15 protein-coding genes and 2 pseudogenes are annotated in these 12,846 nt (G+C 70.9%); 11 read left to right on the forward strand and 6 right to left on the reverse strand.

The features are described from left to right. The first annotated feature begins 73 nt into the window (after positions 1 to 73). A complete protein-coding gene (locus H4W31_RS08275; protein WP_192766124.1) occupies positions 74 to 667 on the forward strand; it encodes a PadR family transcriptional regulator in 594 nt (197 codons plus the stop codon). Positions 668 to 757: 90 nt separating this feature from the next. Here the strand turns inward: H4W31_RS08275 and H4W31_RS08280 are convergent, their stop codons facing one another. Together H4W31_RS08280 and mobA are read right to left on the reverse strand one after the other, a co-directional pair. Next, positions 758 to 1,003: a DUF6457 domain-containing protein gene (locus H4W31_RS08280; RefSeq protein ID WP_192766125.1), complete on the reverse strand. Its 246-nt coding sequence runs from the start codon at positions 1,001 to 1,003 to the stop codon at positions 758 to 760. Further along, on the reverse strand, positions 1,000 to 1,689 hold the full coding sequence (mobA, locus tag H4W31_RS08285; protein WP_192771933.1) for a molybdenum cofactor guanylyltransferase: 690 nt from the start codon (positions 1,687 to 1,689) through the stop codon (positions 1,000 to 1,002). Before mobA ends, H4W31_RS08280 begins: the two co-directional genes overlap by 4 nt. A gap of 222 nt (positions 1,690 to 1,911) precedes the next feature. On the opposite strand from mobA, the gene fdhD reads away from it, so the two are divergent. The 3 genes from fdhD (at position 1,912) to H4W31_RS08300 (ending at position 5,013) form a co-directional block, all read left to right on the forward strand. Then, positions 1,912 to 2,769, forward strand: a complete 858-nt coding sequence (gene fdhD / locus H4W31_RS08290; protein WP_192766126.1) for a formate dehydrogenase accessory sulfurtransferase FdhD — start codon at positions 1,912 to 1,914, stop codon at positions 2,767 to 2,769. A gap of 112 nt (positions 2,770 to 2,881) precedes the next feature. Beyond that, on the forward strand, positions 2,882 to 3,313 hold the full coding sequence (locus tag H4W31_RS08295) for a nuclear transport factor 2 family protein (protein WP_192766127.1): 432 nt from the start codon (positions 2,882 to 2,884) through the stop codon (positions 3,311 to 3,313). Positions 3,314 to 3,372: 59 nt separating this feature from the next. Beyond that, the gene (locus tag H4W31_RS08300; RefSeq protein WP_192766128.1) at positions 3,373 to 5,013 is read left to right on the forward strand and encodes an amidase; all 1,641 of its coding nucleotides are present in this window, start codon (positions 3,373 to 3,375) and stop codon (positions 5,011 to 5,013) included. Positions 5,014 to 5,075: 62 nt separating this feature from the next. Here H4W31_RS08300 and H4W31_RS08305 read toward each other — a convergent pair whose 3' ends face one another. Then, positions 5,076 to 6,155: a DUF4192 domain-containing protein gene (locus tag H4W31_RS08305; RefSeq protein WP_404825568.1), complete on the reverse strand. Its 1,080-nt coding sequence runs from the start codon at positions 6,153 to 6,155 to the stop codon at positions 5,076 to 5,078. Positions 6,156 to 6,642: 487 nt separating this feature from the next. Here H4W31_RS08305 and H4W31_RS08310 point away from each other — a divergent pair, with 487 nt between their 5' ends. Both H4W31_RS08310 and H4W31_RS08315 read left to right on the forward strand, forming a co-directional pair. Beyond that, positions 6,643 to 7,422 (forward strand): helix-turn-helix domain-containing protein, encoded by a 780-nt coding sequence (locus H4W31_RS08310; protein WP_192766129.1) that lies wholly within the window; start codon positions 6,643 to 6,645, stop codon positions 7,420 to 7,422. Further along, complete coding sequence (locus H4W31_RS08315; protein ID WP_192771935.1) at positions 7,419 to 7,604, forward strand: DUF397 domain-containing protein; 186 nt, start codon at positions 7,419 to 7,421, stop codon at positions 7,602 to 7,604. Before H4W31_RS08310 ends, H4W31_RS08315 begins: the two co-directional genes overlap by 4 nt. Before the next feature lie 28 nt (positions 7,605 to 7,632). Here H4W31_RS08315 and H4W31_RS08320 read toward each other — a convergent pair whose 3' ends face one another. The 3 genes from H4W31_RS08320 to H4W31_RS08330 all read right to left on the reverse strand — a co-directional run bounded on the left by H4W31_RS08320 (position 7,633) and on the right by H4W31_RS08330 (position 9,047). Next, a complete protein-coding gene (locus H4W31_RS08320; protein ID WP_192766130.1) occupies positions 7,633 to 8,034 on the reverse strand; it encodes a hypothetical protein in 402 nt (133 codons plus the stop codon). A gap of 60 nt (positions 8,035 to 8,094) precedes the next feature. Continuing rightward, on the reverse strand, positions 8,095 to 8,469 hold the full coding sequence (locus H4W31_RS08325) for a hypothetical protein (protein WP_192766131.1): 375 nt from the start codon (positions 8,467 to 8,469) through the stop codon (positions 8,095 to 8,097). Between the two features lie 68 nt (positions 8,470 to 8,537). Continuing rightward, positions 8,538 to 9,047: a GNAT family N-acetyltransferase gene (locus H4W31_RS08330; RefSeq protein ID WP_225945440.1), complete on the reverse strand. Its 510-nt coding sequence runs from the start codon at positions 9,045 to 9,047 to the stop codon at positions 8,538 to 8,540. 68 nt (positions 9,048 to 9,115) lie between these two features. Here H4W31_RS08330 and H4W31_RS08335 point away from each other — a divergent pair, with 68 nt between their 5' ends. The 5 genes and pseudogenes from H4W31_RS08335 to H4W31_RS44710 form a co-directional block, all read left to right on the forward strand. Beyond that, the gene (locus H4W31_RS08335; RefSeq protein WP_192766132.1) at positions 9,116 to 10,006 is read left to right on the forward strand and encodes a fructosamine kinase family protein; all 891 of its coding nucleotides are present in this window, start codon (positions 9,116 to 9,118) and stop codon (positions 10,004 to 10,006) included. A 23-nt stretch (positions 10,007 to 10,029) separates the two neighbouring features. Next, a complete protein-coding gene (moaA, locus tag H4W31_RS08340) occupies positions 10,030 to 11,061 on the forward strand; it encodes a GTP 3',8-cyclase MoaA (protein ID WP_192771937.1) in 1,032 nt (343 codons plus the stop codon). Position 11,062: 1 nt separating this feature from the next. Beyond that, positions 11,063 to 11,329: a MoaD/ThiS family protein gene (locus tag H4W31_RS08345; RefSeq protein WP_192766133.1), complete on the forward strand. Its 267-nt coding sequence runs from the start codon at positions 11,063 to 11,065 to the stop codon at positions 11,327 to 11,329. 11 nt (positions 11,330 to 11,340) lie between these two features. After that, positions 11,341 to 11,658, forward strand: a pseudogene (locus tag H4W31_RS44705) (metallophosphoesterase); the annotation flags it as partial. A gap of 198 nt (positions 11,659 to 11,856) precedes the next feature. Continuing rightward, a pseudogene (locus H4W31_RS44710) lies at positions 11,857 to 12,750 on the forward strand (metallophosphoesterase); the annotation flags it as partial. Positions 12,751 to 12,846: the final 96 nt, after the last annotated feature.

Here is a 12,846-nt window from a genome sequence, read left to right on the forward strand (position 1 = left end):
TCTCAACATGGACTTGTTGTCGTGGGACTATGTCAAAATTGACATAGCAATGCCGCAACCGGGAGATAACAGTTTGGCTACCGTCAGTGCGCTGGGGTACGCCCTGCTCTGCGCCCTCCACCGGGGCCCGCTCACCGGATACGACCTGGTCCAGCGGATGGCGAAGCCGATCGGCTACTACTGGACCGCACGACAGAGCCAGATCTATCCCGAGTTGGCCCGGTTGTCGGCCACCGGCCTGATCGAGCACGAGTCCGAGGACGGTCCGGGGCCGAGGCAGCGCAAGACCCACCGGCTCACCGCCGCCGGGCGGGAGACCCTCGCCGCCTGGCTGGTCGAACCACCCGCACCCCGGGCACCCCGCGACGAGGCGGTGCTCAAGACGTACGCCCTCGCGGCGGCCGATCCGGACCGGATGCGGGAGTTCTATCTCGCCGAGGCCGAGGCGTACCAGCGACGACTCGACGACTTCCGGACCCAGCACGCCGACCTGGTCAGCCGGCACGGGGACGACCCCCGGCACCCGCAGTTCGGCGCGTACGCCACCCTGGAACTGGCGCTGGTCAGCACGCCGGCCCGGATCCAGTGGTGCCGTTGGATGGCCGAACGGATGACCGAACTCGGCCGACTGCGACGCGACGGGTCGACGGGGACGGTCGACGGTTGACCCGGTAGCGGCCGAGACCGGCTGTCGTTCAGAGGGCCGGATGGATCAGGGCGTGCGCCGAACCCACCTACCTCGGCAGAATCGTCGCGTTCAGTCGGCGCTCGCGTCCGAGGGCCAGTTCTGGGCCAGGCCGGCGAGCCCGGCCGCGGCGACCGCCGGGTCCGCGCCCCGGCCGACCGCGATCCCGAGCAGGTACGCGGTGACCGGCGCACCGGGCCGGAGCACGTTGTGGGCGACGTCGCGGGCCAGATCGAGCACCTGCGACACGTCCACCTCGGCCGGATCGAGGTCGAGTTCGGCGCACGCCGCCACCAGCCAGCGGTCCATCGTCGTCATCGGATCCACTCCTCTGCCCGGTGCAGGTCGTTCTCAGTGTCGCAGTCGAACCAGGGTGGCGGCCCCACCCCGCTCCAGGCAACCTCGGCCACGGTCAGCTCCCTCATCAGTGCCCGCATCGACGTACCGGTGAGGACGCCGTCGTGTTGGACAGCCAGCCGGGCCAGCGCGGCCCGCAGGGCCGACAGCCGCCAGACCCCGCACAGCCACTGTGGGCGGCCGGTGTCGTCGACGTACACCGCGCCGTCCATGGATGCGGCGCGGGCCAGGGCGGTACGGAGGCCGTACACCGCTTCCGCCGTCAGCAGCGGAAGGTCGGCGGCGAGCAGCGCGACCGTCGACTCGGCGCGGTCGGCCGGGGCCGGGGCCGGGGCGGCGACCGCACCGGCGGCGGTCTCCCCGTCGGCGGCGGTGCCGGCGGCATCGGCGGATGTTCCGGCACCGGCTGCCGGGGCGGCGATCAGGGACAGCCCGGCTGCCGTCGCGGCGACCGGTCCACCTCCGGGTGGCTGCTCCCGGGTGCCGTGCACACCGGCCGGAAGGTCACCGGTCGCACCGACGACGATCCGGGGCGCGGCATCGACGACCGCCGCCAGCACCCGGTCCCGCATGGGGGTTCCACCGACCGGCAGCGCCGGCTTGTCCACCCCGCCCATCCGGCGCCCGGCCCCACCCGCCAGCACCACCGCCGCGAAGGCCGCCGGTACGACGGCAACGGCGCTGTCCTCGCCGGCCGCCGTCGCGGCTCCGATGGCGCCGAACTCGGTCGGGGTGTGCTCGGCCGGGATGTACTCGGGCGAGGTGCGTCCGGTCGTGGTGTGCTCGGCCGATGGTCCAGACCCGGTCATCCGGTAACGGTAGCCGGGGCTTCCACCCGTACGCCGCGCGCGGCGAGAGAGGATGGCGGAATGGGACGAGCCAGTGAGCGACGGACGGTGCTGCGGATAGACCTGGAATCCGGTGCCGCGAATGGGCGAACTGCGGTACGCCGGCCGGACAACCTGGCCGCCGAGGAACCGCTGGAGATCCGGGTGGGACCGGCCGGACCGGGCCGACGCGCTCCGCTCGCGGTCACCATGCGTACCCCGGGCGACGATCTCGACCTGGCGATCGGTTTCCTGCTCACCGAGGGTGTCATCCGGTCCACCGATGACGTGCGTACCGCCCAGTTGTGTGCCGGCACCGACACTCCGAACACCTACAACGTGGTCGACGTCGTGCTCGCCGACGACGTACCCGCGCCGGCCACCGACCCGTCCCGCAACTTCTACACCACCAGCTCGTGCGGGGTGTGTGGCAAGGCCAGCATCGACGCGATCCGGACCCGTTCCCAGTACGACGTCGCGACCGACCCGGTCACCGTGCCGGCGCGTACCCTCGCCGACCTGCCGGACCGGCTGCGTGCCGCCCAGCGTGGCTTCGACCGCACGGGCGGACTGCACGCCGCCGGGCTCTTCACCTCCGACGGGGAGCTTGTGGTGCTCCGCGAGGACGTCGGCCGGCACAACGCGGTGGACAAGGTGATCGGCTGGGCGGTCCGGGAGCGGCGGCTGCCCCTGGCCGGGCACCTGCTGCTGGTCTCCGGACGGGCCAGTTTCGAGCTGACCCAGAAGGCGTGGATGGCCGGCATTCCGCTGCTCGCCGCCGTCTCCGCACCGAGCACGCTCGCCGCCGAACTCGCGACCGAGGCCGGGATGACCCTGGTCGGCTTCCTCCGGGGCGCCACCATGAACGTCTACGCCGGAGACACCCGGATCAAGCTCTGACGCCTCCGATGTCTGACGCCTCGGGTGCCGCTTTACCCGTCGGGTAATCGCCGGATCGCATCTCGGCTGACAAGCTCGACAGGTGAACGCGACCAGCACCGGAAGGCCCGCCATGGACACCAGAGCCACCGTCGAGGAGTTTCTGCGCCGAATCGGCGAGGGAGACCCGGAGCACACCGCCGCGCTCTACGCGGAGAAGATCGACTGGCAGGTCAACTGGCCGGAGCCGCGCCACGAGGCGGTGCCGTGGATTCGTCCCCGGTCCAGCCGGGCGGACGTCGTCGACCATCACCGGACCCTCGCCGCGAGCAGCGTTCCCGGGCAGGGGTCCGCGACGATCGACAGGATCCTGGTGGACGGTCCGGACGCGGTGGTGATCGGCGAGACCGCGCAGACCGTACGCGCCACCGGCAAGCGGTTCAGCACCCGGTTCGCGCTGCACCTCACCGTCGAGAACGGGCTGATCGTCCGGCACCACGTCTACGAGGACAGTCTCTCCGTCGCACTGGCCTGTGAGGCGGTCGCCCCTACGGGATCCGATTAAGGGATCTTGTAGGGCTGGCCGGATGTTCCACGGGTCAGGACGCGACCAGGCTCGATGTCATGAACAGCTATCTCAGCGGCCGGGCCGGACGTCGTCGACTACTCCTACCGGCTCTACTCGCGTTGGGTCTGGCCACGGGTGCGATGGTGGCCCCGAGTCCCTCGTCGGCGACTCCGTACTCCGCGACCCGGCCCGGCCTCTCCGCCGACGTGGTCAACATGGGTGTCGACGAGCTGCGTCAACTGCTCCGGGACCGGCGGGTCAGCTCGACCGACCTGGTCCGGGAGTACCTGCGGCGCATCGCCGCCTACGAGAACGCGTACGGCGACCAACCCGGGATCAACGCGATCATCGCGGTCAACCCCCGGGCTCTGGAGGAGGCCGGCCGGCTCGACGCCGAACGCCGAAGCGGCCGGGTACGCGGCCCACTGCACGGCATCCCGATCCTGGTCAAGGACAACTACGACACCCACGACCTGCCGACCACCAACGCCTCCGAGGCGCTCGCCGGGCTGCGCCCACCCGACGACGCCACCCAGATCGCGAAGCTCCGCGCCGCCGGGGCGATCATCATTGCCAAGACGAACCTGCACGAGTACGCCTCCGGCCTCACCACCGTCAGCTCGCTCGGTGGCCAGACCCGCAACCCGTACGACCAGACCCGCAACCCGGGTGGCTCCAGCGGCGGTACCGGCGCCGGGATCGCGGCGAGTTTCGCCCCGGTCGGGATGGGCTCGGACACCTGTGGCTCGATCCGGATCCCCGCCGCGCACAACAGTCTGGTCGGGCTGCGGCCCAGCCTCGGCCTGTCCAGCCGGGACGGCATCGCGCCGATGTCGGCGACCCAGGACGTCGGCGGGCCGATCGGCCGGTCGGTCAGGGACGTGGCACTGGTGTTGGACGCCACCGTCGGCTACGACTACAAAGACCAGGTCACCGCCGCTTCGATCGGCCAGATTCCGGGAAGCTACACCGCCGGCCTGAGCACCACCGCACTAACCGGTAAGCGGATCGGAATCCTCACCGACACGCTGGGCACGAGCCCGGCGGAGCAGCCGGCCACAGACCTGATCCGGCAGGCCGCCACCGACCTGGCCGCGCAGGGCGCGACGATGATCGAGATAGGTCACCAGGGACGAATCCTCGAACTCGTCGCCGGGTCCGACGTGGTCAACGACGAGTTCGAGCGGGACCTGAACCGCTACCTCGCCCAGCCCGGGATCAGGTTTCCGAAGGGCCTGGCCGCGCTGGAGGAGCCGAGGAACGTCGTCACCCTGGCCGACATCGTCACCTCCGGCAAGGTCACCCCGGCCGTGCTCGACTCGCTCCGGAACCGGCTCGGCCGCAGCCAGCCCACCGACGCGTACGTCCAACGGTTGGCGACGCGTACCGAGTTGCAGAACACGATGCGTGAGCTGATCACGGGCCTCGACCTCGACGCGGTGCTCTACCCGACCGTCTCGCAACAGGCCACCAGGATCCCCGACCCCCAGCCGGGAAGCACCTGTCCACTGGCCGCCAACACCGGCTTCCCGGCGTTGACCGTGCCGGCCGGCTTCACCCCCGACGGCATGCCGATCGGCGCCGAACTACTCGGCCTGCCGTTCACCGAACCCACCCTGCTCGCGATGGGCTACGACTACGAACAGGCCACCCGACACCGCAGGCCGCCGACCAGTACCCCGCCGTTGGAGCACTGACTCCACCGGCAGCTCGACCGCCGATTTCACGGGCGAACGGGGTCGGCTTGTCCCGCTCGGGATCAGCGCCGTCGTCCTTCGCGGCGTGTCGGTCGACCGGGATCGGGCCAGTCGTCGAGCGCGGACGGCCCGATCCCGGCCTGTAACGCCTCGGTCAGGAGCAGCGCGAAGGAGTAGTCGGGCTGGGCTTCAAGGGCACGCTCCAGCGCCACGGTGGCCAGCGCGCCCTGCCCGGCCCGCCAGGCGGCGAATGCGAGCAGACTCGCCGGTGCGGGAAGCACGTCAGGTTCGGCCCGGCGCAGGACGTCCGTCCAGAGGGTGAGGTGCCAGTCCTCGCCGCCGGTCCGCTGCCAGGCGTCGTCCCGGATCGGCAGGTGCACCAGGAGCAGGCTGAGCCAGGCCAACTCGTCGTCGGTGAGCTGGCCACCCCGGCGGTACCGGTCGAACGCACCGCGTACCGCCGCGCGGCCGGCGCGTCGCAGTGCCCGGCGGCCGAGCAGATCCGTCACCGGGGCCTTGTCCAGCAACGCGCTCAGGCGTACCTCCGCTCGTCTGGTCGCCCACCGCATCGCGTCCCGGGCGGGACCCTGGACCGAGGCGATCTGCCGGACCAGGGCGTCCCGGTCCGGCAGGGCCACCTGGCCGGCGAAGGTGGCCGCCGCGGCGAGTTGGCTCGCCGAGGGGTCGAACGGGGTGCCTTCGGCCGGACAGCACTCCAGCTCGGTGCAGACGTACGACCAGTAGCGGTCGCCGGTCACCCGGATCGCGTCGACGACCGACAGGCCGACCCGGCCCAGGGCAGCGGTCACCACGTCGACGATCGGGGTGACCCGCTCCGGTGGGCCGTACCCGATGATGGTCGTGGTCTCGACGTCCTGCCGGGCGACGACCGCCGCGAGGTATTCGGCGGCCTCGCCGGTCTCCGGAACGTTCTCGGCGCCGGGCAGGTCACCCCGGGCGACGAAGACGACCCGGTTGCCGCGCATCGCGATCACCACCACGCTGTCGGCGGGGTGGAACCCCAGCAGGTACGGAACGGCGGCGAGCAGGTCTGCGGTCGAACGCACGGTCAGGGTGGCCCGGTCGTTCGAGTTCCTGCCGGTCGAGTTCATGCCGGTCGAATTCCGGTCGGTCGAGTTCATGCCGGCGAGCGTGGCCGGACGCGCCGATGATCGGAAGCGTCTCGTTACGGACTGTGGACGACACGCCGACTCATCCACAGCCACTCTCCGTAGTTCTCCTGCTCAGCCGCGACCCGCGTTCCGCCGCCTTAGCGACAGCGCGCCACCGCAGACCGCAAGCCGCAAGCCGCAAGCCGAGTGCCGGCAGAGTCGACGCCAGTCCCGACGATGGCGGAGCGCTGTCCGGCGTCGCCATTTCATGTTGCCTCCATCCGCCGTCTTGACGTGGGACGGCGCCGAGGTCGTAGACTCCCGTGCCACCCACGAACATCCGCCCGCTCATCCGCCTCCACGCATGGATCCGGGCAAATGTGCTCGACTTCCACTCTGGACTCCCGATGGTCCGCCCCGGAAGATAGGCAAGGGACGGGTAGCCCGGTCGGACCAGACGTGTCCGGAAGTAGGAAATCTGCTGCCGCACGTAGAGAGACGGAGAACGAGAATGGGGATGTCAGCGAGCGAGTTTCTGTTATGGGAGTTGCGCCGCCGACGGGAGGCTGAGGGGCTCAGCCAGGACGAGTGGGGTTCTCGCGTCTACTTCTCTCCGCAGCACGTCAGCGCCGTCGAGCGCGGCACCCGGCCAGCGAAGGCGGACTATCTCGGTGCCGTCGACAAAGAGTTCGGCACGTCGCTGGCGGTCTTCTACGAGACCTTCGTCAAGAACGAACTCGCACCAGCCTGGTTGCGCCCCTGGCTGGAGTACGAAGAGAAGGCCGTCGCCCTTCGGCTGTACGGCACCCTGGTCATCCCCGGACTGTTCCAGACCGAGCGGTACGCACGGATGGTCCTGTCGTCCGGGCCGCTCCAGCCCGACGAGGTGGAGCGCAGCGTACAACTTCGAATGAGTCGCCAGTCTATTCTTGACCGGAAAGACCCACCGCAGTTCTCGTGTCTCGTCGAGGAACTGACACTCCGGCGCGGAGAGTCGGACGTTCTGCCGGAGCAACTGCGACACCTCGTCGCGCTGGCCGAACGACCGAACATCACCATCCAGGTCATTCCGGTGGACGCCCCGGCACACCTCGGCTGGGGCGGCCCTCTGGAACTCGCGAGTTTCATCGACGGTGAGGATGTCGGCTACCTGGACAACCATCTCGAAGGGCAGACGGTGACCAGTCCGAACCAGATCGCCACGCTGGGTACGGTCTGGGACAGTGTCGGCGCGGTCGCACTGCCCGCCCGCCAATCCCTGAACCTCATCAAGGAAGTGGCAAACTCATGGAGCTGACCGACGCCGCCTGGCACAAGAGCACCCGTTCCACTCCGAATGGCGGAAGTTGTGTCGAGGTCGCGGGCAACCTGCCCGGCCGGGTGCTGGTCCGCGACACCAAGGACCGCGACGGCGGCACCCTGACCTTCACCCCCACCGCCTGGCACACCTTCGTCACCGAGATCGGACAGCGGCCGTAACACCAATCGAGGACCCGACGGGTACGAGCTACCAATCCCGCCAGTCGTCGGTGATCTCCGAGACGTGGATGCCCCGTCGAGAGGCGAGCGCGTCGACATCGACCCGGGCCTCCCGGAGCGAGGCTTCGATGTAGGCGCAGAGCATTTCCCGCTCATCGGTCTCGTACGCCGCGCCTTCGTACCTGTCGTTGACCTCGTTCAGCGCCAACACGGTCCGCTCGATGACGCCGAACACCTCCTCGTCCACCGGTGGTTCGGCCCAGCGGATCTCGGCCTCGAAGGCGGCGAGGACCTCGTCCGTCTCCGAAAGCATCGGCTCCGGGAACAGCTGGGTGGCGTACGCCTTCTCGGGATCGAGCCTCCCGGCGGCAAGCTCAGCCGCCTCCTCCGCGACTTGTTGCCGCCAGTTGTCAGATGGTCGCTCAGCCATCGGGCGATGGTAGTTCGGCCCTCCGACACCCATCCCGACGGTTGTGTAACTGAACCAGCACTAGTCGAGGCAGGGGCGGGCAAAGGCCGTGGCCTGCGGTCGTACCCGGAACAGGACGACGTGTCCGGCCGCGTCACGGAACTCCGCCTCGGTGGCCGAGACGGCCTGCATGGTGCCGATCTGATTGGGATTGCTCCAACCTGCCGGCGGGTTCCCCTGGCCGTCGGAAAGCGGCTTGAGCGCCTCGTAGTAGCGGCCCTCGAAGGTCGTCTCGTCGATTCCGCAGTGCGTGCGTAAGGAGAACGTCACGGCCTCGGATGTCCCGCCCTGGCCCGCCGTTGCCGCGGGCGCTCCGGCTGACTCGCCGGAAGGCGCGCATCCGGCCGTCGCCAACAACATCACCACGGCCGTCACCAGCGCGCTGTCTCGTCTCATCCCGCCCCCTTGGTCGAAGACCGATGGGACGCGGGCAGCCCGCCCCCGGTTCCTCCGTCTACCCGCTCTCAGGTGTGGAACTGCTGTCCGTGCAGTTCGATGGGACCCTCGCGGGTGCCGGGCGAGGACCGGAGTTCGACGGTCAACTCGATCGCGGAGAGTACGTCGTAGCCGGCGCCGCGCAGGCAGCGCAGCGCCTCCACGTTGCGGGACTGCGGCTTGACGGTGAGCCGGGCGAGGCCGCGTCGGCGGGCCTGACCCGCGACCTCGTCGAGCAGTGCCCGGCCGATCCCCTGGCCCCGGAGGCGGGCGGTGACGACCACGGGTTCGATCCGGCCGACCCGACCATCCATGATCAGCCCGATCAGCCCGACCACTCCGGCGTCTGGCTGCTCGGCGACCCAGACTCCGGAGAGGTCGAGCCGGGTCAGGTACTCCTCGAATCCGGCACCGGGATCGGCACCGCCGAAGTTCGGGTCGTCGTACAGCTCGCGGTGCTGCTCGGCCAGTTCCACCCAGAGTTGCCGGCCGGCCCGATGGTCGGACGGCCGGTACGGTCGGATCGCCGTAGCGGTCATAGGCTCATATCTACTCCGGATCGCCTCCGCGCGACACCCGCTTGCCCAAGAACAGCTACCTTGCGCAGATGGACCTGGCGTATCTCCGGGCGCATCCCGCGCAGCTCCCCCTGTTTCTCACCCATCAGCGGATCCGGGAGACGCCGGTCTCGGGCGGGAACATCTGCACCGCCAGCCGGCTGACCCTCGACGACGGCAACTCGGTGTTCGCCAAATCCTGGCCGGAAAAGGCCGCGAGCGGCGTACCCGAGAGTTTTTTCAGCACCGAGGCCGCCGGGCTGCGCTGGCTGCGGGAGGCGGACGCCGTTGCGGTCCCGGAGGTGATCGTGGCGCTGCCCGACCTGCTGGCGCTGGAGTGGGTGGAGCCGGGCGCGGCGACCCCGGAGGCGGCGCGGCGGTTCGGTACCGACCTGGCGGCGCTGCACCGGGCCGGTGCCCCGGCCTTCGGCGCGGACCGGCCGGGCTTCATCGGGATGCTGCCGCAGGACAACACCCCGTCCGACGGCCCCTGGCCGGGCTGGTTCGCGCAGCGCCGGCTCGCGCCCTACCTGCGGCGGTCGGTCGACGCCACCGCGCTCTCCGCGACCGAGGTCACCCTGGTGGAGCAGGTCATCGCCCGGATAGACGAGTACGGCGGTGCCGAGCCGCCGGCCCGGATCCACGGCGACCTGTGGCCGGGCAACGTGCTCTGGGGCGCCGACGGACGGGCCTGGCTGGTCGACCCGGCGGCACACGGCGGACACCGGGAGACCGACCTCGCCCAGCTCGCCCTCTTCGGCGGCGCACCCCACCTGGCGGAGATCCTGGCGACGTACCAGGAGGTGTGGCCGCTCGCCGACGGATGGCGGGAGCGGGTCCCGGTACACCAGTTGCACCTGCTGCTCGTGCACACCGCGTTGTTCGGCGCCGGATATCGAGATGCGGTAGGTAGGGCGGCTCGCGCCGCACTGTCGGTGTGACGCGCTACGGTCGAGCGATGACCATTCCGGCTTCCCGGCCGGACGTCGGAGGCCTGATCGACCGCTACGGTCGGGCGGCCACCGACCTCCGCGTCTCGCTCACCGACCGGTGCAACCTGCGGTGCACGTACTGCATGCCGGCCGAAGGGCTGCCCTGGCTGCCGAGTTCCGAGGTGCTCACCGACGACGAGATCGTCCGCCTGGTCGGCGTGGCGGTACGCCTGCTCGGGGTGCACGAGGTCCGGTTCACCGGCGGCGAGCCGCTGATCCGCCCCGGCCTGGTCGGGATCGTCGCCGCCGTCGCCGCACTCTCGCCACGGCCGGTGCTCTCGCTGACCACCAACGGCATCGGGCTCGACCGGCTCGCCGCGCCACTGCGGGCGGCCGGTCTGGACCGGGTCAACGTCTCGCTGGACACCCTCGATCCGACCCGGTTCACCGAGCTGACCCGGCGTCCCCGGCTGCCCGCCGTACTGGCCGGGCTCCAGGGGGCGGTGGCGGCCGGGCTCACCCCGGTCAAAATCAACTCGGTGCTGATGCGCGGGGTCAACGACGGCGAGGCACCGGCGCTGCTGCGCTTCGCGCTCGACCACGGCTACCAGCTGCGCTTCATCGAACAGATGCCGCTGGACGCCCAGCACGGCTGGGACCGGTCCACGATGATCACCGCCGAGGAGATCCTGGCCGCCCTGCAATCCGAGTTCGCCCTGCTGCCCGATCCGGTGGAGCGGGGCGGGGCGCCGGCCGAAACCTGGCTGGTGGACGGTTGGACCGATGCCGCCGGCCGGCCGGCCCGGGTCGGGGTGATCGGCAGCGTGACCCGGCCGTTCTGCGGCGACTGCGACCGGACCCGGCTCACCGCCGACGGTCAGGTCCGGGCCTGCCTGTTCGCGACGGAGGAGTCGGATCTGCGTACCGCGCTGCGGTCCGGCGCCGACGACGAGGAACTGGCCCGTCGGTGGCGGATCGCGATGTGGGGCAAGCGGGCCGGACACGGCATCGACGATCCCTCCTTCCTCCAGCCGGTACGCCCGATGTCGGCGATCGGCGGCTGACATGGACTCGACATCCACCGGAAGGCCCCTGGTCGTACGCTATTTCGCGGCCGCCCGCGCCGCCGCCGGAGTTCCCGAGGAGACGGCGCCCGGCGGGGGCAGCCTCGACCAGCTCGCCGAGGAGCTGGCCGGTCGGCACGGTGTCCGGCTGGCCACCGTGCTGGAGATGGCGAGTTTCCTGGTCGACGGCGTCGCTTGGCATGATCGTCGGGCGCCGCTGCCGCCGGGGGCGACGGTCGACGTACTGCCGCCCTTCGCCGGCGGCTGAGAGGGGCGGAGTTGTCCGGGCTGCTGGGCTTCGCTGGCACGTTGGCGCTGGTCACCGGACTGATCCATCTCTACCTCTGGAAGCGACTGGTCCGGGACACCACCCGCCCCGGGCGCTGGCGCCGGGCCGGCGGGGTGACGATCCTGGTGCTGGCCCTGCTCACCCCGGCCACCCTGGTCGGCACCCGGGAGGGCTTCTACTGGCTGGCCTGGCCGGGCTACCTCTGGCTCGCCGTCATGTTCTACCTGCTCGTCCTGATGGTGACGCTGGAGCTGCCGATGCTGGTGGTCCGGCTGACGCTCGGCCGACGGACCCGGGCGGCCGTACCCGCCGTACCCGTGTTGGCGGCCCCGACCGGCACCGAGACCAGCGGCACGGAGACCGGCGGCACGCCGGCCACGGCCGGCGAAGTGACGGGTGCGGCCGGCGAAGTGACGGGTGCGGCCGGCGAAGCGACGGTGGCGGGCCGCGACGCGACGGGTGCGGGCCGCGACGCGACGGTGGCGGCCGGCCCCGCGAGCGCGGCGGCGGCGGAGCCGCCGGTGCCGACCACGCCGGCCACGCCCGGGATGCCGGACCATGACCCCGGTCGACGGCTGCTGCTCGCCCGGGGAGCGGCGATCTTCTCCGGACTCACCGCCACCGGGCTCGTCGGGTACGGGGTCCGGACCGCGCTCGGCCCGCCACAGATCGACCGGGTCCAGATCCCGCTGGCCAAGCTCCCCCGGAGCATGGACGGGCTGCGGATCGCCACCGTCTCGGACATCCACATCGGACCACTGGCCGGTCGGGCGCACACCGAGCGGGTCGTGGCGACCATCAACCGGCTCGACGCCGACGTGGTGGCGGTGGTCGGTGACCTCGTCGACGGCACGGTGGGCGAACTCGGCGACGCCGCCGCACCCCTGCGCGACCTGCGCGCCCGGTACGGCAGTTTCTTCGTCACCGGCAACCACGAGTACTACTCCGGGGTCGAGGAGTGGGTGGTCGAGATCGACCGGCTCGGGCTGCGGGTGCTCCAGAACCGGCGCCAGGAGATCCTGGCCCGGGGCGGCGTCCTCGACCTGGCCGGCGTGAACGACCCGGCCGGCGAGGGCCTCGGCGTCGCGGCCGGCCCCGACTTCGACGCGGCGCTGGGCGGCCGGGATCCGGGGCGGCCGGTAGTGCTTCTCGCGCACCAGCCGATCAACGTGTACGAGGCGGCGAAGCACGGCGTCGACCTCCAGCTCTCCGGGCACACCCACGGCGGGCAGATCGTGCCGTTCAGTTACCTGGTCGGATTGCAGCAGCCGGTCGTCTCCGGGCACGCCACCATCGACGGCACCCAGCTCTACGTCACCAACGGCGCCGGCTTCTGGGGCCCACCGGTCCGGGTCGGCGCACCACCGCAGGTGACCCTGGTCGAGCTGCGCTCGGGGTAAGGAAGGGCCCCTTCCTATCGCTTTCCGTATAGGAAGGGCCCCCTGTTAACACCCCAGGCCGGCGGGTGCGGAATCACACTCTCGCGTGGCGACACG

The organism is Plantactinospora soyae, from assembly GCF_014874095.1.
In the GTDB taxonomy this organism is placed as follows: Bacteria; Actinomycetota; Actinomycetes; order Mycobacteriales; family Micromonosporaceae; genus Plantactinospora; species Plantactinospora soyae.

Coding starts and splice junctions, on each gene's coding strand:
- H4W31_RS08305 (WP_404825568.1), bottom strand. CDS start 6,155: ATGAACTCGACCGACCGGAATTCGACCGGCATGAACTCGACCGGCAGG.
- H4W31_RS08295 (WP_192766127.1), top strand. CDS start 2,882: ATGGACACCAGAGCCACCGTCGAGGAGTTTCTGCGCCGAATCGGCGAG.
- H4W31_RS08335 (WP_192766132.1), top strand. CDS start 9,116: ATGGACCTGGCGTATCTCCGGGCGCATCCCGCGCAGCTCCCCCTGTTT.
- H4W31_RS08320 (WP_192766130.1), bottom strand. CDS start 8,034: ATGGCTGAGCGACCATCTGACAACTGGCGGCAACAAGTCGCGGAGGAG.
- H4W31_RS08300 (WP_192766128.1), top strand. CDS start 3,373: ATGAACAGCTATCTCAGCGGCCGGGCCGGACGTCGTCGACTACTCCTA.
- H4W31_RS08280 (WP_192766125.1), bottom strand. CDS start 1,003: ATGACGACGATGGACCGCTGGCTGGTGGCGGCGTGCGCCGAACTCGAC.
- H4W31_RS08330 (WP_225945440.1), bottom strand. CDS start 9,047: ATGACCGCTACGGCGATCCGACCGTACCGGCCGTCCGACCATCGGGCC.
- H4W31_RS08345 (WP_192766133.1), top strand. CDS start 11,063: ATGGACTCGACATCCACCGGAAGGCCCCTGGTCGTACGCTATTTCGCG.
- fdhD (WP_192766126.1), top strand. CDS start 1,912: ATGGGACGAGCCAGTGAGCGACGGACGGTGCTGCGGATAGACCTGGAA.
- H4W31_RS08325 (WP_192766131.1), bottom strand. CDS start 8,469: ATGAGACGAGACAGCGCGCTGGTGACGGCCGTGGTGATGTTGTTGGCG.
- H4W31_RS08310 (WP_192766129.1), top strand. CDS start 6,643: ATGTCAGCGAGCGAGTTTCTGTTATGGGAGTTGCGCCGCCGACGGGAG.